Source organism: Streptomyces sp. NPDC028722 (genome assembly GCF_040637655.1).
GTDB lineage: Bacteria > Actinomycetota > Actinomycetes > Streptomycetales > Streptomycetaceae > Streptomyces.
On record NZ_JBEZWU010000006.1, the window covers coordinates 112,464 to 138,383 of the forward strand.

Consider the following 25,920-nt stretch of genomic DNA (forward strand, 5'->3'; position numbering starts at 1 on the left):
GGGCGTGCCGGACGCCGGGGTCAGGGGGCGACCAGTCGTCGGGCCGCTTCTCTGACCGAGGCGCGCAGGCGGTCCCGGTCGGTGTCCTCGGTGCCCACCAGGATGCGGCGCATCTGGGGGACGACGGCAGCCCAGTTGGCCAGGCCGATGAGGAGGAGGAGCAGGTCGCCGGCCGGGATCGCGTCGGTGATCACGCCCCGTTCCTGGCCGTCCCGGAGCGCGTCGATCTTCTGCCGGTAGTGCTCCCGGCGCCCGTTCTCATCGGGCAGTTCGGTGTCGGCGCCGTACTCCAGGCCCTCCCAGAAGAGCAGGCGGAGCACCTCGGGGTGGGCGGCGTGGTAGTCGATCACGCGGTCGGCCCAGCCCTCGATGTCGTCGGGGGTCACGGGGACGGCGACGGCCAGGTCGAGCATCGACTTCTCCAGGACCCGGGTGAACAGCTCCGCCTTGCTGCCGAAGTAGGCGTAGATCAGCTGTTTGTTGGCCTTCGCCCGGTCGGCGATGCGGTCGATGCGGGCGCCCGCGATGCCGTGCCGGGCGAACTCGGCGAGCGCCGCGTCGAAGATGCGGGCTCTGGTGGCCTCGGGGTCCCTGACTGCTCCCATGCGGACAGGGTAGGGGGCGGCGGACGGGCAACCAACTGTCTGGTTGACGCGGTTGACGGGAATGCGGGCGCCGGGCACGCTGTTGCAGATCCCAGGTACCAACCAACCAGTTAGTTGTCCGAGCGCCCAGCCCGTCACGCGAGCCGGTTCCCCAGGAGTAGCTCCGCCCATGCCGTCAGCGACCAGCACCCAGCAGGCACACGAGATCCGGGTCCCCGCACGCGGACGGCCCGCCGCCTCCGGCGCCCTCTTCCTCCTCCTCATCGCCGTCTGCGCCGCCGTCACGGCCGCCAACATCTACCTCGCGGCCCCGCTGCTCCCCCTCATCGCCCACGACTTCGGCACGGTCCCCTCGGCCGTGACCTGGATCGCCTCCGTCGCCCAGTTCGGTTACGCCGCCGGACTGCTCTTCTTCGCCCCGCTCGGCGACCGCGTCAACCGGCGCCCGCTCGTCGCCGGCCTCTCCGTCGCCACCACGGTCGCCCTGGTCGTCGCCGCCGTCGCTCCCGGCACCGCGGCCCTCGCCGCCGCCGTGTTCGCCGCCGCCGCCGCGACCGTCGTCCCCCAGCTGCTCGTCCCGCTGGTCGCCGAACGGGCACCCGCCGACCGGCGCGCCCGGCATGTCGCGGCCGTCATCGCCGGACTGTTCACCGGCATCGTCGCGGCCCGCGTCCTCGGCGGTCTCGCCGGGCAGACCTTCGGCTGGCGCTGGGTGTTCGCCGGGTCCGCGGTGCTGACCCTCGCCCTGGGACTGGCCACCGCCCTCGCCCTGCCGACGGAGCGGCGGACCCGGCAGGGCGCCCTGTTCTCGGGCATGGCCGAACTTCCGGGGCTGCTGCGCCGCTCCCCCGACCTGTGGCGGGCGTGCCTGCGGCAGGCGGGGATGTTCGGCGCCTGGAGCGCCCTGTGGACCACCCTCGCGCTGCTGCTGACCGGCCCCTCGTACGGCCTGTCCACCGCGACCGCCGGGCTCTTCGGCCTCTTCGGGCTGACCTCCACCGCGGTGGCGCCGCTGGCCGGCGGCCTGGTGGACCGGTTCGGCGCCACACGGGTCGTGGGCACCGCGTATCTGCTGGCCGCGGTGGCCGTGCCGCTGTTCTGGCTGGGCGGACAGGTGCTGGTCGCGCTGTGCGCCGCCGCGATCGCGATCCACGCCGCCCTGGTCGCCTCCCACGTCGCCAACCAGACCCTGGCCCTGACGACGACCTCCACCCCGGCCACCGCCAACACCGCCTACGTCGTCTCCGGTTTCGCCGGCGGCGCGCTCGCCTCGGCCGCCGCGGGCCCCGCCTTCGGCCACTGGGGCTGGGGCGGGGTGTGCGCGGTCGCGGCAGTGTGGCTGGTGCTGGGCTGGGCAGCCACGGCGAGCCGGCCGGGGCGGTAGGAGCGGTAGGAGCGGTCCGGGCGGGGATGAGTGCCCCGCCCGGACGGGCAGGGCGCCGACGGCATCACCGGCCCCGGGCCGTACGGCGCCCATCAGGCCGTACGGCACCCCTCGGGCCGTACGACTCCTGCCAGGAGAGCGCCCGCGTCGCTCAGAGAGTGGTGATGTCCAGGCGGCCGTCCGCGTAGTGGCTGCGCAGCACCTTCTTGTCGAACTTGCCCACGCTCGTCTTCGGCACCGACTCGATCACCGTCCAGCGTTCCGGCAGCTGCCACCTGGCGATGTGGCCCTCCTCGGCGAGGAAGGCGCGCAGGGCGGCGAAGTCGGTGGTCGCGCCCTCGCGCAGGACGACCGTGGCCAGCGGGCGCTCGCCCCACTTCTCGTCGGGTACGGCCACCACGGCGGCCTCGGCGACGTCCGGGTGGGACATCAGCGCGTTCTCCAGCTCGACGGAGGAGATCCACTCGCCGCCGGACTTGATGACGTCCTTGGCGCGGTCGGTGAGGGTCAGGAAGCCGTCGGGGGAGATCGTGCCGACGTCACCCGTCTTCAGCCAGCCGTCGTCGCTGAACTTGTCGGCGGGGCGCAGGGGTTCGGCGTCGGGTCCGTTGTAGTAGGCGCCGGCGATCCAGGGGCCGCGCACCTCCAGCTCGCCCGCCGACTCGCCGTCCCAGGGCAGGCGTCCGCCGCCGGGGCCGGTGAGCCGGGCCTCGACGCCGGCCGGGAAGCGACCCTGGGTGAGGCGGTAGGCCAGTTCCTCCTCGGTGCCGACCGCGTGGGCCGGCGGGCGGGCCACCGTGCCCAGCGGGGAGGTCTCCGTCATGCCCCAGGCGTGACAGACCCGCATGCCCAGCTTGTCGAAGGCCTCCATCAGGGAGGGCGGGCAGGCGGAGCCGCCGATGGTGACCTGGGTGAGGGAGGAGACGTTCCGGGGGCGGGCGGTGAGTTCGGCGAGCAGGCCCTGCCAGATGGTGGGCACGGCCGCGGCGTGCGTCGGCTGCTCGGTCTCGATCATCTCGGCGAGCGGGGCGGGCTGGAGGAAGCGGTCGGGCATCAGGAGGTTGACGCCGGTCATGAACGTGGCGTGCGGCAGGCCCCAGGCGTTGACGTGGAACTGAGGGACCACGACCAGGGAGGTGTCCTGGTCGGACAGGCCCATCGACTGGGTCATGTTGACCTGCATGGAGTGCAGGTAGATCGAACGGTGGCTGTAGACGACGCCCTTGGGGTCGCCGGTCGTGCCGGAGGTGTAGCACATGGCGGCGGCCTGCCGTTCGTCCAGCTCCGGCCAGTCGTAGTGGGTGGACCGGCCGGCGATCAGCTCCTCGTACTCGTGCACCCGCGCGCCGGCGCCGGCCAGCGGGGCGCGGTCGCCGGGGCCGGAGACGACGATGTGCTCCAGCGTCGGCAGCTTGGGGAGCAGCGGCGCGAGCAGCGGGATGAGCGAGCCGTTGACGACGACGACCTTGTCGGCCGCGTGGTTGACGATCCACACCAGCTGCTCGGCGGGCAGCCGCAGGTTGAGGGTGTGCAGCACGGCGCCCATGGACGGGATCGCGAAGTACGCCTCGACGTGTTCGGCGTTGTTCCACATGAGCGTGGCGACCCGGTCGTCACCGGTCACCCCCAGTTCGTCGCGCAGGGCGTGCGCCAGCTGGGCGGCACGGGCGCCGATCCCGGCGAAGGTGCGCCGGTGCGGCTCGGGCTCCCCGGTCCAGGTGGTCACCTGTGACGAGCCGTGGACCGCCGCCCCGTGGGTCAGGATCCTCGAGATCAGCAGCGGTACGTCCTGCATGGTGCTCAGCACGGCGGCGTCCTCCTGGGCGACATTGCCTACGCGGTGGGAGAGGTTGCGCTGATTCTGCGCACATACCGCGCGGTATGTCACTAGCGGGAGGAAAATTGGGGTCAGCGGACGAGCATCAGCTCCTCGTCCTCCCGCAGCTTGCCGAGCGCGCGCGACACCGCCGACTTCACCGTGCCCACCGACACCCCGAGCACCTCGGCGGTCTGGACCTCGCTGAGATCCTCGTAGTAGCGCAGGACGACCATCGCCCGCTGCCGCGCCGGCAGCTTCATGACCGCGCGCCACATGGCGTCGTGCAGGGCCTGCCGCTCGGCCGGGTCCTCGCCGCCGGGCGCGTGGTCCGGCTCGGGCAGCTCCTCGCAGGCGAACTCGTCCACTCTGCGCTTGCGCCACTGCGAGGTCCGGGTGTTCAGCAGCGCCCGGCGCACATAGCCGTCGAGCGCCCGCTGGTCCTCGATCCGCTCCCACGCCACGTACGTCTTGGCGAGCGCGGTCTGGAGCAGGTCCTCGGCGTCGCACGGGTTCGCGGTGAGCGAGCGTGCGGCGCGCAGCAGGACCGGCTGGCGGGCGCGCACGTACGAGGCGAACGACGGGTAGGCGGGGCTCCCCCCGCCCGGGCGGGGCCGGGAGTCGTGGAGGGTCTGCCGCGCTGGTGCGGCGGCGGCCGAGGCGCTGGTGCAGACGGGCGTGGTCATGACTCCACGCTAGGAGCGGGTCCCACTCCGCGGATCGGCCGCAGGTCCCGAAGCGGAGTCCCCCTCAGGTTGTAGGGGTGGGGCCGGCTCCACCTCCTGTAGGTGGAGTACGGGGTGCGTTCCGTCTGCGGGTAGGCCCCGAGACCGCGGCCGCCCGGGCCCCCGCGGCTCTCCGCACGACGCCGCCTTCCCTTTTTCGAACATACATACGAGCATAGAGCCATGGCCACCACCGACCGGCAGGCCACGACGCTGGCCCTCGCACACGCGCTGTCAGCCGCCGAACGCGGCCTGGCCGTCATCCCCCTCTCCCGGACGAAGCTCCCGGCCCTGCGCTCCCCCCACCACGCCGACCCCGACCCGGCCGGACCCCGCTGCCACGGCGGCTGCGGCCGGTACGGCCACGGCGTGTACGACGCCTCGGCCGACCCCGCCCGCATCCGCGCCCTCTTCGCCGCCGCCCCCTGGGCCACCGGCTACGGCATCGCCTGCGGACTGCCCCCGTACCACCTGATCGGCGTCGACCTGGACACCAAGTCCGCCACGGACTCCTCGGCCGCCCTGCGCGAACTGGCCCTGCGTCACCTGTTCACGATCCCCGAGACGGTCGTCGTCCTCACCCCCAGCGGAGGCCGCCACCTGTGGCTGACCGGCCCGCCGGACGTCACGGTGCCCAACTCGGCGGGCCGCCTCGCCCCCGGCATCGACATCCGCGGCGCCGGCGGCTACCTGGTGGGCCCCGGCTCCCGCACCGACCACGGCGTCTACGCCACGGCCCCCGGCACCGCCGCCCTGCCTCCCGCCCCCTGTCCGCCGTCCCTCCTGCGCCTCCTCCTGCCCCCGCCGCGCCCGAACCGTCCGGCCCCGCCCGTCCCCGGCGACCACGGCCGCGGCCTGGTCCAGTTCGTCCTCGCCGCGCACGAGGGCCAGCGCAACACCCGCCTGTTCTGGGCGGCCTGCCGCGCCTACGAGAACGGCTTCGGCCCGGCCCTGGAGGCCCCCCTCACCGAAGCGGCCCTGCACACCGGCCTCTCGGAACGCGAGGCCCGCGCGACGATCACATCAGCGGCCCGCATGACGGGCCACCGCCCCTGACGCGGCGGTGGTCAGCTCATTGCCCGCTCGACGGCCTGGATGACGTCGGCGTCGGCCTCCTGCCGCTGCGTCAGCAGGACGGGCACAGCGGACGGCCCCCGACCGGCGTATCCGGTCGGGGGCCGTTCACCCGCGGTGGGTGTGGGATTTGAACCCACGGTGACATCGCTGCCACGACGGTTTTCAAGACCGTTCCCTTAGGCCGCTCGGGCAACCCACCTCGCCCCCGCCCACCTGGGGCGGAGCGGGTACAGCGTACCGGTCCCGAGCTTCACGCGGGGTTCGCGGTCCACACAGGGTCCACCGGCTCCGTTGCGCCCTGCATGATCTCTCACAGCAGTCCCTGGTTCGACACTGCGGAAGCCCAGTGTCGCGCCGCGTCTTGCCAGACCACGTTCCACGCCGGCTCCCGCGTTCGTGTCACCCACCACGCCTCCAGTCCGTAGGAGCGTGCGGATCCGACCGCTCCGCCCCGCGTGGGCCTGTCAGGAGGTGAGGATGGAGATGCCGTCTCCGAGCAGTTTCAGCCCGAGGACGAAGAACAGGACAGCCATCACAGCGACATTGTGCTGAGCTGCCCAGTCTTTCCAGTTTCCGAGCGTTGTCCTGGCCCGCTCTCCCCCGAGGAGGAAAACGCCGACCGGGATCAGCAGGCCGAGCGTGGCGATGACGACGAAGATCGCCAGTGATGCGACCTGCTGCCCGACCGGCAGTCCGGCCGAGCCGATCGCGGCGCCCGCGGCGATGGTCAGCGGGGCGTTCTTGGCGTTGAGCGCGGCCAAGGCCGCTCCGAGTCCGAAGACCTTGACCGGTGTGAGGCGGTCGATCGCTCCCATCCACTTCGGCAGTTTTGCCTGCGAGGGATCCTTTGGGCGCCGCTGCCACTGCCGGGCACCGAAGAGGAGGAGGAATACGCCGAGAGCAAGCTTGAGAGCCCCCACCCAGGTGGCCGGGTGCTTGTGGGCGGAGGCACCGGCGGGGGAGGCGATCGCCAGCATCACCGCGCCCAGTGCCGACAGTCCGAGGATCCAGCCGACGGTGAAGAGGATTCCGCTGAGACGTCCCCGAGGCGTGGCGAGGATGAGGATGACGGCGATGATCGGAAGCGGGCTCACCGCGACGCCGGCCGCGAATCCCAGCACGTCACCGAGAACTGCGCCCATGGCTGCCTCCAGCTGGGGTCAGGGTGGCGATCCAGTCGAGCAAAGGTCTGGCAGGGGCAGGGGCCCGGCCGCCTGTGCGGCGCGGCGGTTCTTGTGCGATCGGTTGCCCCGCGGTTTCACGGCCACGCGGAAGCGGCTGACCGAGCAGGTGACGACCCCGTACTCAGCAGGCACGACCCAGTCCCATCTTCCTGCGCCTGGCTCGATCTGTCCTCGGGAGCTTCTCGGGACGCGAAGATCGCGGCGTCGGCCTGCCGCACCCGTGCTGGCTTTGCCAGGGGCCAAGGTGCGCGGCTGCGCATCCGTGGTGAGGATTGAATCGGGAGGGCGATGGTGCCCTGGTTAGGGCGCTTGGTGACCCTCACACCGATCCGTGGCAGGGGAGTCTCACGATGACAGCACCGGCACAAGCGTCTCAATCAGGTCACCCCGAACGTCCGGGCAGGTCGGATGGGGTCTGCAGCGAGTTCACCGTCTTCACCAAGATCAAGCCGGGTGAGGCCGATGCGCTGCGTGAGGATCTCGCCACGCTCTCCGACGCGGCGGATGCCGAGAGGGTGCATGCGGCGGTGCGCCAGATCGGCACTCTGCATGACGCACGGCACGTGATCTTCGACAATGACACCCGGTTCATGTTCGCCAGCGTCTTCGACGGCTCCTGGGACGCCTACATCGACGACTTCGCCAAGACGGTGGTCGGGGAGCGCTTCGACAAGGTCTTCTCGCACAGCGAAGGTTTCCCCGGCGTCAGCGATCCAGGAGCGAAGGACTGGTTCGTCGCGCACCAGGCGCCCGCGGGGGTCTTCGTCAGCGCCTATCCCGATCTGACCGTCCAGCAGATCTACAAGGACCACCGTGTGGAAGAGGCGTTCGAGGAGGTGCTGGACACCGCCGAATTCCGGGCGGCGCTGGAGAACCCGGCCAACTCGGAGCTGGTGGCGACACCTGCCTTTCAGAAGCTGCTGGAGGAAGCCTCCGCCTAGACACCGGACACGACCGGACCCAACCCTCGGAGCCGACCCGCCACCGGTGGACCGCGTCGGCGCAGGCGGCCTCGGCCGCTGGGGGGCCGCCCAGGCAAAGGCGACGTGGAGGCACGAGCGATCATGAACGCGACGGCAAGCAGCGACGCGGCCAGCGCGCACGTGGACATCGATGACATCCAAAGCGGGGCGTTGCGTCCGCGGCCCGTGCCGTACGAGGGAAAGTTCATCTTCCTGCGTGTCGACGACCGCGACGCGGGGCGCGCCCTGCTGCGGCGGCTGCTCCCGTTGACCTCGGGTGGCCTGCCCAGTGTGGACCTGAGCCAGGATGCCTGGGTGGCCGTGGCGTTCACATATCAGGGGCTGAGGGCCCTGGGGGTGCCCCAGGAGTCGCTGGACAGCTTCCCCCGGGCGTTCCGTGAGGGCATGGCCGCTCGGGCGGAATTGATCGGCGATGTGGGCGAGAACGCCCCGGCCCACTGGGAGGAACCGTTCGGAACGGGCGACGTCCACATCGCGCTGAGCGCCCTGTCCTCCGATGCGGCGCGACTGGACGAGGAACTGGAGCGGGCCCGCGTCGCGTACCAGGAAACCCCGGGCGTCCAGGTCATCTGGCAGCAGGACGTCCACCAGCTTCCGACCGGGCGCACCACCTTCGGCTTCCGCGACGGCATCAGCCATCCGAACATCGAGGGCGTCGGACTGCCGGGCTCCAACCCGCAGGAAGCCCCCATCAAGGCCGGCGAGTTCATCCTCGGCTACCCCGACGAAACCGGCAATCTGCCACCCATGCCCAGCCCCGATGTACTGGGACGCAATGGAACCTACGTGGCCGTTCGCAAGATTCACACCGACGTGGCGGCCTGGCGCCGTTACCTGCGCGCCAACAGTTCCAACGCCGAGGAAGAAGCGCTCCTGGCGGCGAAAATGGTCGGGCGCTGGCCGAGTGGGGCGCCGCTGACACTGTCCCCGGAGCACGACGACCCGGAGCTGGCAGCGGATCCGCAGCGCGTCAACAACTTCCTGTACCGGGAGAACGACGATCGCGGCTTGCGATGCCCCGCCGGCGCGCACATCCGCCGGAACAACCCCCGCGACGCCACCATCATCGGCGACGCACGGATGCACCGGCTCATCCGCCGCGGCACCACCTACGGTCCGCCGCTGCCCGAGGGCGTGCTGGAGGACGACGGTGCCGACCGGGGCCTGGTGGGAGTCTTCATCGGGGCCCACCTGGAGCGGCAGTTCGAATTCATCAAGGCCGAGTGGGTCAACGACGGCAACTTCATCGGCTACCCCGGCGAGACGGACCCGGTGGCCGGACATCACGACGGAACCGGCAGCGTCACCATCCCCGACAAGCCGGTCCGGCGCCGCCTGCGGAACCTGCCCAGCTTCGTGGTCACCCGCGGCGGCGAGTACTGCTTCGTGCCGGGTCTGCGTGCCCTGCGCTGGCTCGCCGAACTGGAGGACTGAGAGGGATTGTCACCCCTTCTGACATCCGGTCACACTCTCTGAGGAGAGGTCGAAGTCATGGCAGCACAGTTCGTCCCCTACACGCCTGACGTCGAAGTCGATGACCCGGCCTTCGACCAGAATCTGCAGACGGTGATCGAGAAGACCGAGAGCTACATCGCCGAGTCCGTCGAGGCCGGTGGCACCGGACAGGCCCTACGGGACGCCCACGCCAAGGGATACGGACTGATCCGAGGAGAGGTGGAGATCCTGGACGGGCTGCCCCCCGAGTACGCCCAGGGCATCTACGCGACGCCGGGAAGCCACGATGCGCTCATCCGTTTCTCCAACGGCTCGCCGCACGCCGGAGCCGACGCGCGACTGGGCGCCGCCACCGGACTGGCACTGAAGATGTTCGACATCCCCGGCCCGACCCTGCTGGAAGACGAACCGGACACGGGCACCTTCGACTACGCCAACATCAACGGACCGATCTTCTTCTGCAACACCGTCGAGCACTATCTCTTCATCCAGGAACTGTTCCTGGACGCGCCGTCCTACTTCTCCCAGGGCCGACCCGGCGCACATCGCTTCTTCACCGAGTTCGTGACCGGCAAGGGAACGCTGAGCCAGGGAGACTGGGCGTGGGACGAATTCCTGGCCTTCCTGCGCCTGTCGAAGACTCCTCCGGCGAACCTGCTGCTGTCGAGCTACTGGACGATGGGCGCGGTCCGGCACGGGGACTACATCGCCAAAGTGCGCATCACCCCCGACCCGGACTCCGCCGCCGCGGTGGTCCGGCGCGCCATCGACCCGGCCTCCGCGCAGGAGGTCTTCCGACCGGCCCTGCAGGCCGAGCTACAGGAGCGGCCTTACACCTTCGACATTCAGGTCCAGCTCTGCACCGACCTGGAGCGGATGCCGGTGGAGGACACGACCGTGGAGTGGCCCGAGCGGCTCTCGCCGTCCGTCACCGTGGCGAAGCTGCGACTGCCGAAGCAGGACATCTCCGGGCCCGAAAACCTGGCGAAGATGGACTCACTGTCCTTCACGCCCTGGCGAGTCACCGCCGAGCACGCACCCCTGGGCAACATCATGCGGGCCCGCAAGGAGGTCTACCGGCGATCCTCCATCGCGCGTCACAAGCTCAATCAACAACCGCGCACAGAGCCGAAGAGCGCGGACGAGGTACTCAGCCCGGCCCAGTGACACCAGCGGCACCGATACGACCGCCTTCAACGGTTGGCCCTTCCTGACCTGTAGCACTCCACACGCGGCGCGCGGCCGGCGGGCAGAGCGACCGGGGCCGGTGCGACGGCGACCGGGGCGGGTTCCTCGGCCGGTGCCGCGTCAGTCACCGAGGTCGCGTCGGACGCGGAAGCCGGGGCAGCATCGTCTGCCGGTTCCGCATTGCCCACGGATGCCGGGTCGGCTGCTTCGGTGGCGCATCCCACCACGCCGAGCACGGCGAACCCATCACAGTGGCCCAGCTCGAACGGCGCCCCTCACCGAGGGACACCCCTTCTGACCAGCACGTCTATGGCCTCTGCGGAGGCGGTGGGATTTGAACCCACGGTGACATCGCTGCCACGACGGATTTCAACACCGTTCCCTCAGGCCGCTCGGGCAACCCACCTCGCCCCCGCCCACCTGGGGCGGAGCGGTACAGCGTACCGGGCTCGGGGCCGGGTGCGTCAGCTGTCGCCCTCTCGGGCTCCCAGGGTGAGGTCGACCGTGTGTTCCTGACCGCCCCGCTTGTAGGTGACCGTCACCTTGTCGCCCGGCTTGTGGGTCCAGATCTCGCCGATCAGGGTGGGGCCGCTGTCGATCACGTGGTCGTCGAGCTTGCTGATGAGGTCGCCGGGCTTGAGGCCGGCCTTGTCCGCGGGGCCGCCGGACTCGACCGCGGCGGAGCCGCCCGTGCCCTGGTCGGTGATCTTCGCGCCGTTGGTGGTGTCCTCCAGGGAGACGGAGGCGCCGATCTTGGCGTACACCGGCTTGCCGGTCTTGATCAGCTGCTGGGCGACGTACTTGGCCTGGTTGATCGGGATGGCGAAGCCCAGGCCGATCGAGCCGGACTGGCCCGAACCGCCGAATCCGCCGCCGCTGCTGCTGGACTGGATCGCCGAGTTGATGCCGATGACCGCGCCGGAGGAGTTCAGCAGCGGGCCACCGGAGTTGCCCGGGTTGATGGACGCGTCCGTCTGGAGGGCGCTCATGTACGACGCCTTGCTGGTGGAGCTGCCGTCGCTGGAGGCCACCGGACGGTCCTTGGCGCTGATGATGCCGGTCGTCACCGTGTTGGACAGGCCGAAGGGGGCGCCGATGGCGATGGTCTCGTCGCCGACGGCCACCTTGTCGGAGTCGCCGAGGGCGAGGGGTTTCAGGTCCGAGGGGGCGTTCTTGAGCTTGATGACGGCGACGTCGTAACCCTGCGCGTGGCCGACGATCTCGGCGTTGTACTTCCTGCCGTCCGGGAAGGTGGCCGTGAGCTTGCCGCCGTCCACCGCGTCCGCGACCACGTGGTTGTTGGTGACGATGTGGCCCTGGGTGTCGAAGACGAACCCGGTGCCCGTGCCGCCCTCGCCGTTGCTGCTCTCGGCCTCGATGGTGACCGTGCTGGGCAGCGCCTTGGCGGCCACGTTGGCGATCGTGCCGGGTGCGCGCCTGACCTGGGCGGCGCCGCTGTCGGAGGCCGAGACGGTGGTGGAGCCGTGGTCGTCGTGGTCCCTGGCCAGGGTGTAGCCGAGGCCACCGCCCAGACCGCCCGCGACCAGCGCGGCCACCAGGACCGCCGCCACGAGGCCGCCGCGTCCGCTGCGCGGCTTGGGGGCGGGCTGCTGGTACGCGGCTCCCCAGCCGGCGCCGGGGCCGCCGGAGCCGCCGTCGCCGTAGGACGGGGTGCCCGGCGGCGGAGGCGGCCAGGAGCCGTCGGCGGCCTGGCCGGGCTGGTGCGCCGGACCGTGCCCCGAGGCCGCGAACGCCGCGGGGGTCTCGGGCGCCCCGAAGGCCGCGGGCGCCTCGTGGGGGACGGGCGGGAGCGGTGCCGTCGGCGCGTTGCCCCCGGGCACGGGGCCCTGCGGGGAGGCGTCGTGAGGGGCCACCGGCACGGGAGGTGCGGACGGGGCCGGGGGTACCGCGTTGCCCTCGTTCTCGGTGCTCACAGCTCTTCTCCTCGATCCACGCCTGTGTCGTCGGTCGCACTCGGTCAGTAGTCAGCTTTTCCCACGGGCCGTCAGAGCACCATAAGCGGTGGCTGTGGGTCCCGGACTCTTCTTTATATAGGATCTTTGACGCAAAGGTCATACAAAGGAACAGGGCGGTCGCCCTCGTTCGCCGACCGGCCGTGCGGGCGCCCCCCGTGCACCCGATGACGGTGGCACCATGACGCCGTGACCCACGCACCACAGCACTCCATCCAGGTCGTCGCCCACCGAGGCGCCTCCGAGGACGCACCCGAGCACACCCTGGCCGCCTACCGGAAGGCGATCGAGGACGGCGCGGACGCCCTGGAATGCGATGTACGGCTGACCGCGGACGGCCATCTGGTCTGCGTCCACGACCGGCGGGTGAACCGTACCTCCAACGGCCGCGGCGCGGTCTCCGCACTGGAGCTGGCCGATCTGGCGGCCCTCGACTTCGGGTCCTGGAAGACGCGCGAGGCCTGGCACGGGCGGGACGAGGAGCCCGACTGGGAGCACCGCCCGGAGGACCGCGAGGAGACGTCGGTGCTCACCCTGGAGCGGCTGCTGGAACTGGTCTCGGACGCCGGGCGGCGGGTGGACCTGGCCATCGAGACCAAACACCCCACGCGCTGGGCCGGTCAGGTCGAGGAGCGGCTGCTGACCCTGCTGAAGCGGTTCGGCCTGGACGCGCCGGATCAGGCCGCCGGGTCGCAGGTGCGGGTCATGAGCTTCTCGGCACGTTCGCTGCACCGCGTGCGTGCCGCCTCGCCGACGCTGCCGACGGTCTACCTGATGCAGTTCGTCTCGCCCCGGCTGCGCGACGGGCGACTGCCCGCGGGCGTGCGGATCGCGGGCCCCTCGATCCGGTTCGTGCGCAGCCACCCCGCGTACGTGGAGCGGCTGAAGCGGGCCGGCCACCAGATCCACGTGTGGACCGTGAACGAGCCCGCCGACGTCGACCTCTGTGCCGGACTGGGCGTCGACGCCATCATCACCAATCGCCCGCGCGCGGTGCTGCGGCAACTGGGGCGCTGACCCCGGAATTCGGAAATCTCGGGATCCGAGACCGGGAAATTCCGTGATTCCGGCCGCTTCCCGGGCGGGAGAAATCACGCCATATCGGTCCATATCTCGCGAACCACGTCACGGAAAGTGCTCCGGCGCGTTCGCTGCGTACGGTCGTGTTCCGAATGCGTCACCGGAAGGGGACTGGCCGGTTTCCGGCACAGACCGATGGGGCATCCACACCGTGGCGTGGGGCGAAGGAGGTCTCGGGGGTGGCGTTGGTGGTGGCACAGGAGGTGCCCACGTCGTCGAGCATGGCCGTACCCCATGGTCCTGCGGGCGTGGGGAAGGCGCGGCGCCGGATGCGTGCGCAGCTGAGCGGCGGTGGCGTCGCGGAATCGGTTGTCGACGATGCCGTACTGATCCTTTCCGAACTCTTGAGCAACGCCTGCAAACACGGCCGGCCCCTGGGCGACGCGCCGGCCGGTGACGGGGACGTCCGCGCCGCCTGGCGCGTCGACGCGCGCGGACGGCTCATCGTGGAGGTCACGGACGGCGGCGGCCCGACCCGCCCGGCGCCTGCTACCCCGTCGGTGACCGCACGCGGCGGTCGCGGGCTGAACATCATCACGGCTCTCGCCGACGACTGGGGCGTCCGGGACGACGTCCACGGTGAGGTGACGGTCTGGGTGGTGGTCCACGAGGACGTCCACGATCCCGATGCCGGGTGCCGTCGCGGCACCCTCCCTACGCGCGTCACACCCGCCGCACCCGGCGCACTGCCGGAGATGACGCTGGCGGACCTGACGTCCACGGACATGACACGCCCGGACCTCGCGGCGGCGGACGTGGCCCTCCCGGACCTGACCCTCCCGGACCTCACGTGCACCGACGGCACCCTCCGGAATCCGGCGTCCGCCGACGGATCCCTGCCGGACCTGGCCCTCCCGGACCTGGCCCTCCCGGACCTGACACTTCCGGACCTGACACTTCAGGGGCTGCCCGCCCTGGGCCTCGCGGACGCCTTCGAGGACCTCGACTGACCCGGCGGCCGGGGCCGGCTCCGGTTCCGGCCGGTCTCGGCCCGTCGTCCACAGGGGGCACACCTCCGGTGCCGAGCGCGCGTACGTTGTCCACAGGTCCCCGTCGCTCCTGGCCCGAACGGCTAGGCTCCGAGCGTACGAGAAGCGCCGTAACCGGGAGACCCCACCATGGCCAAGAAGCGACCCCAGACGAAGGCCAAGCCGCAGCTGACCGACGGGGAGATCCCGGTCGTCGGCGCCCGCGAACCCTGCCCCTGCGGCAGCGGCCGGCGTTACAAGGCCTGTCACGGCCGGGCCGCCGCGCATGCCGCGACCGAGCTGGTGCACCGCCCCTTCGAGGGACTGCCGGGCGAGTGCGACTGGGTCGCCCTGCGCGAGCTGGTCCCGGCGGCGACGGCGGAGCTGACCCTCAGGGACGGCCTGCCCGCGGGCGTCCCGTCGGTCACGCTGGCCACCGTGCTGCCGATGGCGTGGCCCGCGCTGCGCCGCGACGACGGCTCGATCCTGATCGGCCTCCAGAACGACACGGCGTCCGGCGACATCAGCCGCGACCTCGCGGACACGCTGCTGCGCGCGCTGGAGGCGGAGCCCGGCAGCCCGGTGCAGGGCCGCCGTGCCCCCGCCGAGGGTCCCCGGCTCCAGGACCTGCTCGACCCGGAGGGCGCTTTCGAGCCGGTCGTGCACAGCGGCTTCGAGTTCTGGGTGCCGGACGCGGAGAACGCCACGCCCGAGGTGACCGCCTCCCTGGAGCGGGCCAACGCCGCCGCCATCCCGACGGTGAAGCTGGCCGGGGTGGACGCCGCGTACTGGTGCCGGACGCCGGAGAAGAACCACCTGCGCTGGGTCATGCCGCACCCGGAGGAGCAGCTTCTGGACGCTCTCGCGCGGCTGCACGCGGCGGGACGCTCCAGCCTCGGTGACGGCACCCGGCTCGTGGGCTCCTTCCGTGCTCACGGCCTCACCGTGCCGGTCTGGGACCTGCCGAGCGAGGTCGAGGCGGAGGACGTGGAGAAGCCGGCCGCCGAGTTCGCCGAGCGACTGGCCGCCGCGCTCGCCGTCACGGAGCCGCTCACGGCGGACGAGCGCCGGGCGCGCGGCGGACTCACCAACCGGCAGGTCACGCTCAGCTGACGCCCCGCGCGCGAGGGCCGCGGCTGACCGGTCGGTCAGCCGCGGCGCCGGACCGCACACCAGGTGACTCCTGTCACAACTCCCCGCCGCGACAGGGAAATCGGTGTCCGAATAGCCCAGACGGAATTTGCTAACCGCCGATCTCTTGTTACCGTTCCAGTAGCCCGGTTGCTGGTGCATCCCCCGTCGCCAGCAACCGGGTCTCTCCATGTCCGCAGCCGGTGCACAGCACCCCCTCGGGCGCCAACTGCCCCGGGTGCGTTACGAGTTGCTGCCCGAGCGCAACAGCAGCGCCCCGTCGGTGCCGTGCGCGGCGAACTCGGTGACGGCCGTGTAGTCGTCCGGCCGGCCCCGGCTGTGTTCGCGGGGCGTCTCACAGGTGGCGGGCTCGTCGCCGGTACCCGTGACACAGCGCATCTGCACGGTCCGGCCGCCCGGCCCCATCAGGCTCAGCACGGAGTCCAGCGACTCGCCGGTGGCGTTGCGGTAGTAGGTGCGCGCCCAGGTGTCCGCGCCCTGCGTCAGCACACAGGTCTGTGCCTCGATACCGCCGGGAGAGGTGAGTCCGGGGCCGCAGCGGGCGGCGGTGGCGAGGCCCAGGCCGAGCAGGAACGGGGAGCGGCCGGAGTGGGCCGTGCGGGCCTTGGCGTCGCCACGGGGCGCGGCCGGCGCGGCGGCCCGGCCGGTGCCGGCCCCCTGCCCCGCGGACGCCACGGCCAGCGGCAGCGCGGCGACGGCCGCCACGACGCCCAGCAGGGCGAGCAGACGAAGCTTTCGGCCGTCCGGCCCGCCGCGGAACGGCTGGGGGGCGCTGTGTCCCCGGGAATGACGCGGCATGAGCGGAACAGTACGAGCGGACGGGGCCCGTCCGCCGCGTCCGCGCCCGACACCCCCTACAACTCGGGTGCGCTCACACCCGTACGAGTGAGGGCGTCGACCACGGCGTCCACCACGGCCTCCACGTCGGGCACCCACGGCGAGGCCGAGCCGGGCAGCGGGGCACGCTCCCAGCGGACGGCGCCCTGGCCGGTCTCGGACGGGGGCAGGGCGACATAGCCGCCCTCGCCGTGGAAGCGCAGGGAGCCGGGGACGAAGTCCTTGGCGTAGAGCAGTTCGCCGAGCTGCTCCATGGAGTACGGCTTGACCAGCAGCGCCCACCGGGTCGGCGCGGCGATCACCGGGCCCAGCCGCATGCCGCGCCGGTCGAGCAGGGCGAGCGCGCGGGAGGCCGCGAGCGCCGGCAGGCTGACCGCGCAGGGCGCCTTGCCGCCGGTGGCCATGACGACCGGCGCGGCCGGCCGATTGGTCCACCACCAGCGCACCAGGCGCGCGTCGGTGGTGGCCGCGAGCAGGCCGGGGTCGAAGGGGTGCGCGCCGGGCACCGTGCATTCCGGGTCCGGGCAGGCGCAGCGGGCCCGTCCCTGTGGGTCCGGGGCCACGCCCGGGAGTACGGGCCACTGCCATTGCGTCGCGAAGGTCAGGGCCGCGCCGATCAGCTCAGGCTGCCCGTCGTTCCGCCTGGACAGGAGCCTGCGTCGCCTTCCGAGGATCTCGCGCATGAGCGCTCGTTCCTTTCCGTTGCACCGCTGGCAACACCGTGGTCCACATCACACCATGTGTCGATCGCTTCACTGTGCGTACCTGTTGGCGCATCACACCCTTGCGCACGGCAGGGGGAACCCCCGGGGGTCGAGCGTGGGCCGCGTCCATGGTGCGTCTATCACATGCACGGCTGCGGCACGGGGGTGGCGAAGTCTGGCGTTTCGCCGTCGCGCGTGGTTCTTCCGCCTCCGCCACGGGAGGATGGGGCTCGGCCGTCGGTGGCTATGACGCCCGGGTCCGTCGCCAGGTTCCGGGCGGTCCCCAACCACCCCTGGCCTTCTCCGAGTACGTACCCAACACGACCGCTGTGACGCTCCGTGGAGCAAGGCCAGTCGACCGCAATGAACCGATACCTAAGACAGTTTTGAGCCAACTTGCCGGTAAGGCAAGGAGTTCGGGAAAAACCTCGCCCGCCCCATGGACACCAAGAATCCTCGCAGGACAATGCTGGACATCTCCTCACGAGTGCGTGTACATGTGGAGACACTGCCAGCGGCGCAGAATGACATGGGGGTTTGCGATGCTTCTGAGCTATACGCACCGGTCTGAAAGCCGGACACCATGAACGCCCCGCACCCTCCGAAAGTGGCCGGAATCGATCCGGCGGTTCCCACGCCCGCCCACACTGTCGCGCCCACCTCTCCCGCCTCCGTCCCCGCACCGGTCCCCGCTCCGCACCCGCCCGCGCCCGGCGCCGTCCTCCAGGACCGGCTGGCCGGCTGGGTCTCGGACCTCACGACCCTGCACGAACTCACCGAGCGCCTGACGCGCACCAGCGCCCTGGACGCCGCCCTGCACGAACTGCTGGGCGCCGGGGCGTCCCTCGTCGGCGCCCGCCGCGGCCTGGTCGTCCTGGAACCCGGCGACGGCCCCCGCACCACCCTCGGCCTCGGTCTCGGCCGCGCCGACCTGGGCCTCATCGAGACCGTCCCGCACGGCGCCCTGCCGTACGACACGGGCGGCGGCGCCGAGATCGTCCACCCCGATCTGCTCGCCGAGGACGGCCTCGACCCCCGCCACCGCGAGGTGGCCGCCCGCCTCGGCTACGCCGCCAGCTACGCCGTGCCCCTCGCCACCGCGTCCGCCGGCCGCCTCGGTGCCGCCGTCTGGTTCTACGACGAACCGGCCGAACCGCACGAACGGCGGCGCCACCTCGCCGGCCTGTACGTCCGGCACGCCACCGAGCACCTCGCCCGGTTGCTGGAGGTGGAGCGCACGCGTGCGTGCATGGCGACCATCACCGAGGAGCTGCTGCCCGCCCGGCTGCCCCGGGTGGCCGGTGTGCAGCTCGCCGCCCGGCACCGCACCGGCCCGCGCGGCGGCGGCGACTGGTACGACGCCCTGCCGCTGCCGGACGCCGCGCTCGGCCTGTCCGTCGGCTCGGTCACCGGCTCCGGGCCCAGCGCGGTGGCCGCCATGGGCCGGCTGCGCGCGTCCCTGCGGGCGTACGCCGTGATGGAGGGCGAGGACCCGGTGGCCGTCCTGTCCGACCTGGAGCTGCTGCTGCGGCTGACCGAGCCCGCCCGCTCGGCCACCGCCCTGTTCGCCTTCTGCGAGCCCGCCCTGCGCAAGGTCACCCTGGCCGGCGCCGGACACAGCCCGCCGCTGCTCATCGGGGAGCGGCGCACCCGGTTCGCCGAGACCTCCGTCTCCGCCCCGCTCGGCATGCTCGCCTGCTGGGAGGCGCCCAGCGTGGAGATCCAGGCACAGGCCGGGGAGACGGTCCTGCTCTACACCGACGGGCTGCTGCACCGTACCGGCGACCCGATGGACCGCGCCTTCGCCCGGCTGCACGCGGCCGCCGCGGGCGTCCCGCGCGCGGTGCGCCACGATCCGGGAGCCGTCGCCGACCACGTCCTGCGCACGGTCCTGCCGGACGGACTGGACGCGGCGGACAGCGACGAGGACGTGGTCCTGCTGGCGGCCCGCTTCGACTGAGCCCCGCGCCCCGGGACCGGCATGACCGGGCATAACAGGTCATCCGGCCCCGGTCCGCCCGCGGTACGACCGTACGATGATGGAGGTCCCCGCTCGGCCACAAGCAGGAGCGTCGCGGGCCCCGGGGGAGATCACATGGCGTATCGAGGAGGATCACGTGTCCGACGAGCTCAACCCGGCTGTGCCCGACTCCGCTACCGCGGAGGGCCCCGAGACCGAGTCCGACGAGCCCATCAAGCAGCGGAAGAACGGCCTGTACCCGGGCGTCTCCGACGAGCTGGCCGAGAACATGAAGTCCGGCTGGGCCGACACGGAGCTGCGTGACCTGGAGCCGGTGGAGCAGGCCGGGCACACCGCCCGCCGCCGTGCCGCGCTCTCCGCCCGCTTCCCGGGCGAGCGCCTGGTGATCCCGGCGGGCAACCTGAAGACCCGCTCGAACGACACGGAGTACGCCTTCCGTGCCTCCGTCGAGTACACCTACCTCACCGGCGACCAGACCGAGGACGGCGTCCTCGTCCTGGAGCCCACCGCGGACGGCCACCAGGAGACGATCTACCTCCTGCCGCGCTCCGACCGCGAGAACGGCGAGTTCTGGCTCTCCGGCCAGGGCGAGCTGTGGGTCGGCCGCCGCCACTCCCTCACCGAGTCCGAGGCGCTCTACGGCATCCCGGCCGCCGACGTGCGCGAGCTGGCCGAGCAGCTGCGTGAGGCCACCGGCCCGGTCCGCGTCGTGCGCGGTCACGACGCCGGCATCGAGGCCGCCCTGACCGACAAGGTCACCGCCGAGCGCGACGAGGAACTGCGCGTCTTCCTCTCCGAGGCCCGGCTGGTCAAGGACGAATTCGAGGTCGGCGAGCTCCAGAAGGCCGTCGACTCGACGGTCCGGGGCTTCGAGGACGTCGTGAAGGTCCTCGACAAGGCCGAGGCGACGAGCGAGCGCTACATCGAGGGAACGTTCTTCCTCCGTGCGCGCGTGGAGGGCAACGACGTCGGCTACGGCACCATCGCCGCCGCCGGCCCGCACGCCTGCACCCTGCACTGGGTCCGCAACGACGGCCCGGTCCGCTCCGGCGACCTGCTCCTGCTCGACGCGGGTGTGGAGACGCACACCCTGTACACCGCCGACGTCACGCGCACGCTGCCCGTCAGCGGCACGTACAGCGAGATCCAGAAGAAGATCTACGACGCCGTGTACGAGGCCCAGGAGGCCGGCATCGCGGCCGTACGGCCGGGCGCCAAGTACCGCGACTTCCACGACGCCGCCCAGCGCGTCCTCGCCGAGAAGCTCGTCGAATGGGGACTGGCCGAGGGCCCGGTCGAGCGCGTCCTGGAGCTGGGCCTCCAGCGCCGCTGGACGCTGCACGGCACCGGTCACATGCTGGGCCTGGACGTGCACGACTGCGCCGCCGCGCGCGTGGAGACGTACGTCGACGGCACGCTGGAGCCGGGCATGGTGCTCACCGTCGAGCCGGGCCTGTACTTCCAGGCCGACGACCTGACGGTGCCGCAGGAGTACCGGGGCATCGGCGTCCGCATCGAGGACGACATCCTCGTCACGGAGGACGGCAACCGGAACCTGTCCGCCGGACTGCCGCGGCGGTCCGACGATGTCGAGGCGTGGATGGCCGCCCTGAAGGGCTGAACGGTACGAACAGGATGATGGCCGGGCACCGCGGCGGTGCCCGGCCATCGGCACGGGGGCGGGCGCGCGAAGGTCTCACGCGCCCGGGGGAAGGGTGTGCGTGGACGGTTTCCGGTCCGGCGTGGGCGTGGACCTGCATCTCGAACCCGACGCGGCGGACGGGCGCCGGGCCGGGCTGGAGCGGGCCCTGCGGAACGCCGTGCGGGACGGGCGGCTCACCCCCGGCGCCCGGCTGCCGGCCACCCGGCGCCTCGCGGCGGAACTCGGCATCTCGCGCGGCACCGCCAAGGCCGCCTACGACCAGCTCGTCGCCGAGGGCTACCTGACGGCCCGGCAGGGCTCGGGCACCCGGGTCGCCGAGCTGCCGGCCGTCCGGGCGCCGCGGCCGGAGCCGTCCCCACGCGCGCGTGCCCCGCGTCTCGACCTGCGCCCCGGCAGCCCCGACGTCGGCGCCTTCCCGGCCGCGGCCTGGCTGCGCGCGCTGCGCCGCGCCATCGCGACGGCACCCTCACCGGCGTACGACTACGGCGACCCGCGCGGCCGGAGCGAGCTGCGCACCGCGCTCTCCGGCTACCTGGGCCGGGCCCGCGGGGTATGCGCACCACCGGAGCGGATCGTCATCACCTCCGGGTACGTACAGGGCCTGGCGCTCCTGACCCGGGTGCTGGACGGCGCCGCGGTCGCCATGGAGGACCCCGGGCTGCCCTTCCACCGGGACGTGGTGCGGCGCAACGGCGGGACGGTGCTGCCCGCCCCGGTCGACACGCGCGGCGTACGGCCCGGGGAACTGGGCGAGGCGGCGGCCGTGGTGGTCACGCCGGCCCACCAGTACCCGACCGGGGTGACCCTGCATCCCGAGCGGCGCCGGGCGCTGACCGACTGGGCACGCGCGCGCGGCGGCCTGGTCGTCGAGGACGACTACGACGGCGAGTTCCGCTACGACCGGCAGCCGGTGGGCGCGTTGCAGGGGACGGCGCCCGGTCACGTGGCCTATCTGGGCACGGTCTCCAAGACCCTCGGCCCGGCGCTGCGGCTGGGCTGGATGGTGCTGCCGCCGCACCTGGTCGACGCGGTCACCGACGCCAAGCTGCACAGCGACCACCACACCGAGACCATCGGCCAGCTGGCGCTCGCCGAACTGATCGACAGCCACGCGTACGACCGGCACGTGCGCGCGTGCCGGCTGCGCTACCGGCGGCGCCGGGACCAGCTTCTGGACCGATTGGGGGCGCACCGGAGCGTGCGCGGGATCGCGGCCGGGCTGCACGCGCTGATCGAGGTCCCGGACGAGGCCGAGGTGCTGGCCCGCGCTGAGACGGAGGGCCTGGCGCTCGGCACCCTCGGCGACCACTGGCACACCCCGGCCCCCGACCGGCCCCAGGGTCTGGTCGTCGGCTACGGCACACCCCGGGAAGGGATGTATCCCCAGGCACTGGAGGCGCTGGCGAAGGTGCTGGACACCGGCGGCTGAGGCGACACACCGACGCCGGGACGCGCCGACGAGGCGGCGCCGATGACGGGACGCGCCGACAAGGAAGCGCGCCGGCGGCCCTGCCCGGCCGTCAGGCCGTCACGCCGTGAGCAGGGACGGGTCCTTCGTCCACTTGAGGATCTTGTCGAAGCTGACGACCGTCCCGCCCCGGCCCGGCTTGGGCCCGATGTGGACGTGGTCGGCGAGTTCCCGGATCAGACACAGGCCGCGGCCGTGCTCGGCGTCCGGGCGGGCGGGCCGGATGTCCTGGGTGCGGACGGTGCCGGACCCCCAGTCGGCCACCTCGATACGGCACGTCTCACCGTCGAGGTACGCGGTCACCCGGTACGCCTCGGAGGCGCCGGGCGCGAGGTCCCCGCCGTGCTCGACAGCGTTCGCGCAGGCCTCGCTCAGGGCGACGGACAGGTCGTAGGAGATCTCCGGGTCGACGCCCGCCGTCTCCATGGTGCCGATCAGCAGCCGCCGGGCGAGCGGCACGCTCGCGGCGTCGCGCCGCAGATGGAGTGACCACCAGATGCTCATGCTCCAGCCTCCCGGCCGCGGCTCGACATACCGTTACCTATTGCCGCCTGTAGGCGCCCGTAAGCACTGCGTGGGCGTGACGCCGCCCATACAGCCGATGCGCCGGGGGAGGAATCGGTGTATGAGAGGACGGGCTCGGCCGCCCTGCCGTAGGCGCCCGGCGGGCGCAGTGCGATGATGACCCCGCCATGACTGCCCCCCACCCGCGCACGGTGCGCCCCGGAGCCGGTCTCCGGATGCTGCGGGCCGCGGTGTTCACCGCGGTCTGCGTCGCGCTGGCCGCGGCCGGGCACACCCTGGCCTCCTGCGCGCGCGTGCCGCTGTGGACGCTGGGCGCGGGCTTCCTCGGCTCCCTGCTGCTCGTGGCGCCGCTCACCGGTCGGACCCGTTCGCTGCCGGGTATCGCCGCGCTCCTCGCCCTCGGCCAGACCGTGCTGCACACGCTGTTCGGGCTGGGCCAGCAGGGGGCCGCGGCGGCCACCGGCGGGATGACGTCGATGGCGTCGTCCGGACCGGGGTCCGCCGCCGGCGGGACGCTGAGCGACAGCGCGCTCGTCGAGCAGGCCGCGCGCCTGGTGTGCGGCTCGGCCCCGTCGTCCCTCACCCCGGGGCACGCCTTCCGGCTGCTGCTCGACGCGCACCTCATCGACCGCACCGGCCGGCCGACGGGCACCCTGCCCGCCCTGCACCACGCGCACGACGCAACCGGCGCCGCCATGGGGCTGCTGCCCTCGCTGCCGATGCTGCTCGGCCACGTGCTCGCGGCCGTCGTCGCCGGCTGGCTGCTGCGCCGCGGGGACCTCGCCGTGCTGCGGCTGATCGAGCTGTCGGCGCACGGAGTCGTGGAGGGGGCGCTCGTACGGTCCCTGCGCGCGGCGCTGGCGCTGGCGCACGCTCTGTGCGCCGGGCTGCTGCCCGCGGCCGACCCCGGCCCGCGCGGCCGTCGTACCGACCGCGACGAGGCACCGGCCCCGCACACCGCCGTACTCCAGCACACGGTGATCCGGCGCGGCCCGCCCGCCGCCGCGTTCCTCCTCGCCGCCTGACGCGACCCCCGCTCCACGGACCCGGTGGGCCGCCGACACGCGGCACGCGCGCGTGCACACCTTTTTCCAGCGGTACGGCCGGCACACCGGCCCCGCACGCGCGTATTCCTCCTCACCACCGGACCTCACTCAGAGTGGAGTACTTCCTTCCATGAAGGCTTCTCGTATCGCCGCCGCCGCTGCCGTCGCCGGCTCGGCCGTCCTCGTCCTGTCGGCTCCCGCTTTCGCGCACGTCGGCGTGCAGCCGGAGGGCATCGCGGCCAAGGGCGGATACGCGGTCGTGGACTTCAAGGTCCCCAACGAGCGCGACGACGCCTCGACCACCAAGCTCGAGGTCAACCTCCCCGCCGACCACCCGATCGCCTCGGTGATGCCGCAGCCGATCCCCGGCTGGAAGATCGACGTCACCAGGTCCAAGCTGGCCAAGCCGCTGACCATGCACGGCGAGAAGATCGACGAGGCCGTCACCAAGGTGACCTGGACCGCCGACGGCAAGGGCATCGCCCCCGGCTACTTCCAGAAGTTCCCCGTCTCCCTGGGCGCCCTGCCCGAGAACACCGACCAGCTGGTGTTCAAGGCGGTGCAGACGTACTCGAACAAGGAGGTCGTGCGCTGGATCGAGGTGCCGCAGAAGGGCCAGGACGAGCCGGAGAACCCGGCGCCCGTCCTGGAGCTGACCGCCGCCTCCGGTGACGACCACGCCGGCACGACGGCCGCCGCCGACGACACGGACGGCAAGAGCCAGAAGACGGCCGCCGCCGGGGACTCCGGCAGCGGCAGTGACACCACCGCGCGCGTGCTCGGCGTGATCGGCATCGTCGTCGGCGTCGCGGGCGTCGCCTACGGCGTCCTCGCCGGCCGCCGCCGCACCGCCTGAGCCCTTTCCCCAGCGCGCGCCGGGCGTCGTACGGCGCCGTCCGCCGGCCCCGGCCGATGGACCCCGTCGTACGACCCCGGTGCGCGCCGGAATTCACACATCTGGGACATTTTTCTATGCGCAAGAAGACGTTCGCCGCGGCCGTGACGCTCGCCGCCGCCACCCTGACCCTCTCCGCCTGCGGCACCGACGGCAACAGCGACGCGCCGGTCACCGTCGTCTCGGGCGGGTCGGACGCGGGCAAGGCCGCCACCGTTCTCGACCAGCCGTTCAAGAAGCCGGACCTGGTCCTCACCGACACCCACGGCAGGAAGTACGACCTCCGCAAGGAGACCCAGGGCCACCCGACCCTGCTCTACTTCGGTTACACCCACTGCCCCGACATCTGCCCCACGACGATGAGCAACATCGCCGTCGCCCAGAAGACGCTGCCCAAGGCCGAGCAGAACGATCTGCGGGTCGTGTTCGTCACCACCGACCCCGGCCGCGACACCCCCGCCGAGCTGGGCAAGTGGCTCAAGGGCATCGATTCGCGGTTCATCGGCCTCACCGGCGACTTCGCCGCCGTCAAGGCCGGTGCCCGCTCGGTCGGCATCGCCGTGGAGCCGACCACGAAGGACAAGAACGGCAAGCTCGTCTCGGTGCACGGCACCCAGGTCATCGCCTTCTCCCCGAAGACGGACGCTGGTTACGTCCTCTACGGCGAGGACACCACGGTCGACGACTACAGCCGGGACCTGCCCAAGCTCGTCAGGGGAGCCAACCCGTGAGGCGTCGCACGGCCGTCCTGGCCGCCGGTGGGCTCGCGGGCGCGCTGACGCTCACGGGCTGCTCCGGATCCGGTTCCGCTTCCGGCCCGGACCGGGCCGAGCTGTCCGTCAGCTCCCCGTACATGCCCCAGCCGGTCTCCGCCGAGATGGCCGCCGGCTTCCTGACGATCACCGACAAGGGCGGCGCCGGGGACGAGCTGACCTCGGTCAGCAGCGATGTCGCCGGCCAGGTCACCATGCACAGCACGGAGGGCGGCGCCATGGCGGAGAAGTCCTCCTTCGCGGTGCCCGCCCACGGCCGGCTCGTGTTCGAGAGCGGCGGCAACCATCTGATGTTCGAGAAGCTGAAGCGCGCGCCGAAGCAGGGCCAGACGGTCACCGTGAAGCTCACGTTCGCCCGGTCGGGCCGCCTCACCGTCGAGATGCCGGTGGAGTCCGCCACGTATCACCCGTCGACCGGCCACTGAGGGAGGGACCACC

22 protein-coding genes, 2 tRNA genes and 1 pseudogene are annotated in these 25,920 nt (G+C 72.2%); 15 read left to right on the plus strand and 10 right to left on the minus strand.

Annotation, left to right across the window (positions count from 1 at the left end; all coding sequences use genetic code 11):
- Window positions 1-20 precede the first annotated feature (20 nt).
- The gene (locus tag AB0F03_RS12025; protein WP_361989385.1) at window positions 21-605 is read right to left on the minus strand and encodes a TetR family transcriptional regulator; all 585 of its coding nucleotides are present in this window, start codon (window positions 603-605) and stop codon (window positions 21-23) included.
- 169 nt (window positions 606-774) lie between these two features.
- Between AB0F03_RS12025 and AB0F03_RS12030 the strand changes: the two genes are divergently transcribed.
- Entirely contained in the window at window positions 775-1,989 is a 1,215-nt protein-coding gene (locus AB0F03_RS12030) for an MFS transporter (protein ID WP_361989387.1), read from the plus strand.
- Window positions 1,990-2,140: 151 nt separating this feature from the next.
- Here AB0F03_RS12030 and AB0F03_RS12035 read toward each other — a convergent pair whose 3' ends face one another.
- On the minus strand, window positions 2,141-3,796 hold the full coding sequence (locus AB0F03_RS12035; protein ID WP_361989389.1) for a long-chain fatty acid--CoA ligase: 1,656 nt from the start codon (window positions 3,794-3,796) through the stop codon (window positions 2,141-2,143).
- A 101-nt stretch (window positions 3,797-3,897) separates the two neighbouring features.
- Window positions 3,898-4,491: a SigE family RNA polymerase sigma factor gene (locus AB0F03_RS12040; RefSeq protein ID WP_361989392.1), complete on the minus strand. Its 594-nt coding sequence runs from the start codon at window positions 4,489-4,491 to the stop codon at window positions 3,898-3,900.
- Window positions 4,492-4,713: 222 nt separating this feature from the next.
- Between AB0F03_RS12040 and AB0F03_RS12045 the strand changes: the two genes are divergently transcribed.
- Entirely contained in the window at window positions 4,714-5,586 is an 873-nt protein-coding gene (locus AB0F03_RS12045) for a bifunctional DNA primase/polymerase (protein WP_361989395.1), read from the plus strand.
- Between the two features lie 133 nt (window positions 5,587-5,719).
- Here the strand turns inward: AB0F03_RS12045 and AB0F03_RS12050 are convergent.
- A tRNA-Ser gene (locus AB0F03_RS12050) sits at window positions 5,720-5,806 on the minus strand.
- A 265-nt stretch (window positions 5,807-6,071) separates the two neighbouring features.
- A complete protein-coding gene (locus tag AB0F03_RS12055; protein WP_361989397.1) occupies window positions 6,072-6,749 on the minus strand; it encodes a GAP family protein in 678 nt (225 codons plus the stop codon).
- Window positions 6,750-7,141: 392 nt separating this feature from the next.
- On the opposite strand from AB0F03_RS12055, the gene AB0F03_RS12060 reads away from it, so the two are divergent.
- The 3 genes from AB0F03_RS12060 (at window position 7,142) to AB0F03_RS12070 (ending at window position 10,396) form a co-directional block, all read left to right on the plus strand.
- A complete protein-coding gene (locus tag AB0F03_RS12060; RefSeq protein ID WP_361989400.1) occupies window positions 7,142-7,732 on the plus strand; it encodes a hypothetical protein in 591 nt (196 codons plus the stop codon).
- A 123-nt stretch (window positions 7,733-7,855) separates the two neighbouring features.
- On the plus strand, window positions 7,856-9,208 hold the full coding sequence (locus tag AB0F03_RS12065; RefSeq protein WP_361989403.1) for a Dyp-type peroxidase: 1,353 nt from the start codon (window positions 7,856-7,858) through the stop codon (window positions 9,206-9,208).
- A 57-nt stretch (window positions 9,209-9,265) separates the two neighbouring features.
- Window positions 9,266-10,396: a catalase family protein gene (locus tag AB0F03_RS12070; RefSeq protein ID WP_361989406.1), complete on the plus strand. Its 1,131-nt coding sequence runs from the start codon at window positions 9,266-9,268 to the stop codon at window positions 10,394-10,396.
- Between the two features lie 340 nt (window positions 10,397-10,736).
- Here the strand turns inward: AB0F03_RS12070 and AB0F03_RS12075 are convergent.
- Together AB0F03_RS12075 and AB0F03_RS12080 are read right to left on the minus strand one after the other, a co-directional pair.
- Window positions 10,737-10,831, minus strand: a tRNA-Ser gene (locus AB0F03_RS12075).
- Between the two features lie 50 nt (window positions 10,832-10,881).
- Window positions 10,882-12,351: a trypsin-like peptidase domain-containing protein gene (locus tag AB0F03_RS12080; protein ID WP_361989408.1), complete on the minus strand. Its 1,470-nt coding sequence runs from the start codon at window positions 12,349-12,351 to the stop codon at window positions 10,882-10,884.
- Between the two features lie 228 nt (window positions 12,352-12,579).
- On the opposite strand from AB0F03_RS12080, the gene AB0F03_RS12085 reads away from it, so the two are divergent.
- The 3 genes and pseudogenes from AB0F03_RS12085 to AB0F03_RS12095 all read left to right on the plus strand — a co-directional run bounded on the left by AB0F03_RS12085 (window position 12,580) and on the right by AB0F03_RS12095 (window position 15,551).
- Entirely contained in the window at window positions 12,580-13,407 is an 828-nt protein-coding gene (locus AB0F03_RS12085) for a glycerophosphodiester phosphodiesterase (protein ID WP_361989410.1), read from the plus strand.
- Between the two features lie 155 nt (window positions 13,408-13,562).
- A pseudogene (locus AB0F03_RS12090) lies at window positions 13,563-14,114 on the plus strand (ATP-binding protein); the annotation flags it as partial.
- A gap of 474 nt (window positions 14,115-14,588) precedes the next feature.
- On the plus strand, window positions 14,589-15,551 hold the full coding sequence (locus AB0F03_RS12095) for a DUF5926 family protein (protein ID WP_361989413.1): 963 nt from the start codon (window positions 14,589-14,591) through the stop codon (window positions 15,549-15,551).
- 261 nt (window positions 15,552-15,812) lie between these two features.
- On the opposite strand, the gene AB0F03_RS12100 is transcribed toward AB0F03_RS12095, so the two are convergent.
- On the minus strand, window positions 15,813-16,388 hold the full coding sequence (locus AB0F03_RS12100; protein WP_361989416.1) for a hypothetical protein: 576 nt from the start codon (window positions 16,386-16,388) through the stop codon (window positions 15,813-15,815).
- Window positions 16,389-16,444: 56 nt separating this feature from the next.
- Window positions 16,445-17,110 (minus strand): bifunctional DNA primase/polymerase, encoded by a 666-nt coding sequence (locus AB0F03_RS12105; protein WP_361989419.1) that lies wholly within the window; start codon window positions 17,108-17,110, stop codon window positions 16,445-16,447.
- Between the two features lie 604 nt (window positions 17,111-17,714).
- Between AB0F03_RS12105 and AB0F03_RS12110 the strand changes: the two genes are divergently transcribed.
- The 3 genes from AB0F03_RS12110 (at window position 17,715) to AB0F03_RS12120 (ending at window position 22,204) form a co-directional block, all read left to right on the plus strand.
- Window positions 17,715-19,091 (plus strand): PP2C family protein-serine/threonine phosphatase, encoded by a 1,377-nt coding sequence (locus AB0F03_RS12110; RefSeq protein ID WP_361989422.1) that lies wholly within the window; start codon window positions 17,715-17,717, stop codon window positions 19,089-19,091.
- Between the two features lie 157 nt (window positions 19,092-19,248).
- Window positions 19,249-20,733: an aminopeptidase P family protein gene (locus AB0F03_RS12115; protein ID WP_361989425.1), complete on the plus strand. Its 1,485-nt coding sequence runs from the start codon at window positions 19,249-19,251 to the stop codon at window positions 20,731-20,733.
- A 100-nt stretch (window positions 20,734-20,833) separates the two neighbouring features.
- A complete protein-coding gene (locus AB0F03_RS12120) occupies window positions 20,834-22,204 on the plus strand; it encodes a PLP-dependent aminotransferase family protein (protein WP_361989428.1) in 1,371 nt (456 codons plus the stop codon).
- A 99-nt stretch (window positions 22,205-22,303) separates the two neighbouring features.
- Here AB0F03_RS12120 and AB0F03_RS12125 read toward each other — a convergent pair whose 3' ends face one another.
- Window positions 22,304-22,747 (minus strand): ATP-binding protein, encoded by a 444-nt coding sequence (locus AB0F03_RS12125; RefSeq protein WP_361989431.1) that lies wholly within the window; start codon window positions 22,745-22,747, stop codon window positions 22,304-22,306.
- A gap of 188 nt (window positions 22,748-22,935) precedes the next feature.
- Between AB0F03_RS12125 and AB0F03_RS12130 the strand changes: the two genes are divergently transcribed.
- The 4 genes from AB0F03_RS12130 to AB0F03_RS12145 all read left to right on the plus strand — a co-directional run bounded on the left by AB0F03_RS12130 (window position 22,936) and on the right by AB0F03_RS12145 (window position 25,907).
- Window positions 22,936-23,793 carry a hypothetical protein gene (locus AB0F03_RS12130; protein ID WP_361989434.1) on the plus strand — a complete coding sequence of 286 codons (858 nt, stop codon included), beginning with the start codon at window positions 22,936-22,938 and terminating at the stop codon, window positions 23,791-23,793.
- 151 nt (window positions 23,794-23,944) lie between these two features.
- Window positions 23,945-24,670 (plus strand): YcnI family protein, encoded by a 726-nt coding sequence (locus AB0F03_RS12135; protein WP_361989437.1) that lies wholly within the window; start codon window positions 23,945-23,947, stop codon window positions 24,668-24,670.
- Between the two features lie 116 nt (window positions 24,671-24,786).
- Window positions 24,787-25,440 carry an SCO family protein gene (locus AB0F03_RS12140; protein WP_361989440.1) on the plus strand — a complete coding sequence of 218 codons (654 nt, stop codon included), beginning with the start codon at window positions 24,787-24,789 and terminating at the stop codon, window positions 25,438-25,440.
- On the plus strand, window positions 25,437-25,907 hold the full coding sequence (locus AB0F03_RS12145) for a copper chaperone PCu(A)C (RefSeq protein WP_361989443.1): 471 nt from the start codon (window positions 25,437-25,439) through the stop codon (window positions 25,905-25,907). Before AB0F03_RS12140 ends, AB0F03_RS12145 begins: the two co-directional genes overlap by 4 nt.
- The last annotated feature ends 13 nt before the right edge of the window (window positions 25,908-25,920 follow it).

Coding starts and splice junctions, on each gene's coding strand:
- AB0F03_RS12025 (WP_361989385.1), bottom strand. CDS start 605: ATGGGAGCAGTCAGGGACCCCGAGGCCACCAGAGCCCGCATCTTCGAC.
- AB0F03_RS12030 (WP_361989387.1), top strand. CDS start 775: ATGCCGTCAGCGACCAGCACCCAGCAGGCACACGAGATCCGGGTCCCC.
- AB0F03_RS12040 (WP_361989392.1), bottom strand. CDS start 4,491: ATGACCACGCCCGTCTGCACCAGCGCCTCGGCCGCCGCCGCACCAGCG.
- AB0F03_RS12045 (WP_361989395.1), top strand. CDS start 4,714: ATGGCCACCACCGACCGGCAGGCCACGACGCTGGCCCTCGCACACGCG.
- AB0F03_RS12055 (WP_361989397.1), bottom strand. CDS start 6,749: ATGGGCGCAGTTCTCGGTGACGTGCTGGGATTCGCGGCCGGCGTCGCG.
- AB0F03_RS12060 (WP_361989400.1), top strand. CDS start 7,142: ATGACAGCACCGGCACAAGCGTCTCAATCAGGTCACCCCGAACGTCCG.
- AB0F03_RS12065 (WP_361989403.1), top strand. CDS start 7,856: ATGAACGCGACGGCAAGCAGCGACGCGGCCAGCGCGCACGTGGACATC.
- AB0F03_RS12070 (WP_361989406.1), top strand. CDS start 9,266: ATGGCAGCACAGTTCGTCCCCTACACGCCTGACGTCGAAGTCGATGAC.
- AB0F03_RS12095 (WP_361989413.1), top strand. CDS start 14,589: ATGGCCAAGAAGCGACCCCAGACGAAGGCCAAGCCGCAGCTGACCGAC.
- AB0F03_RS12100 (WP_361989416.1), bottom strand. CDS start 16,388: ATGCCGCGTCATTCCCGGGGACACAGCGCCCCCCAGCCGTTCCGCGGC.
- AB0F03_RS12105 (WP_361989419.1), bottom strand. CDS start 17,110: ATGCGCGAGATCCTCGGAAGGCGACGCAGGCTCCTGTCCAGGCGGAAC.
- AB0F03_RS12110 (WP_361989422.1), top strand. CDS start 17,715: ATGAACGCCCCGCACCCTCCGAAAGTGGCCGGAATCGATCCGGCGGTT.
- AB0F03_RS12125 (WP_361989431.1), bottom strand. CDS start 22,747: ATGAGCATCTGGTGGTCACTCCATCTGCGGCGCGACGCCGCGAGCGTG.
- AB0F03_RS12130 (WP_361989434.1), top strand. CDS start 22,936: ATGACTGCCCCCCACCCGCGCACGGTGCGCCCCGGAGCCGGTCTCCGG.
- AB0F03_RS12135 (WP_361989437.1), top strand. CDS start 23,945: ATGAAGGCTTCTCGTATCGCCGCCGCCGCTGCCGTCGCCGGCTCGGCC.
- AB0F03_RS12140 (WP_361989440.1), top strand. CDS start 24,787: ATGCGCAAGAAGACGTTCGCCGCGGCCGTGACGCTCGCCGCCGCCACC.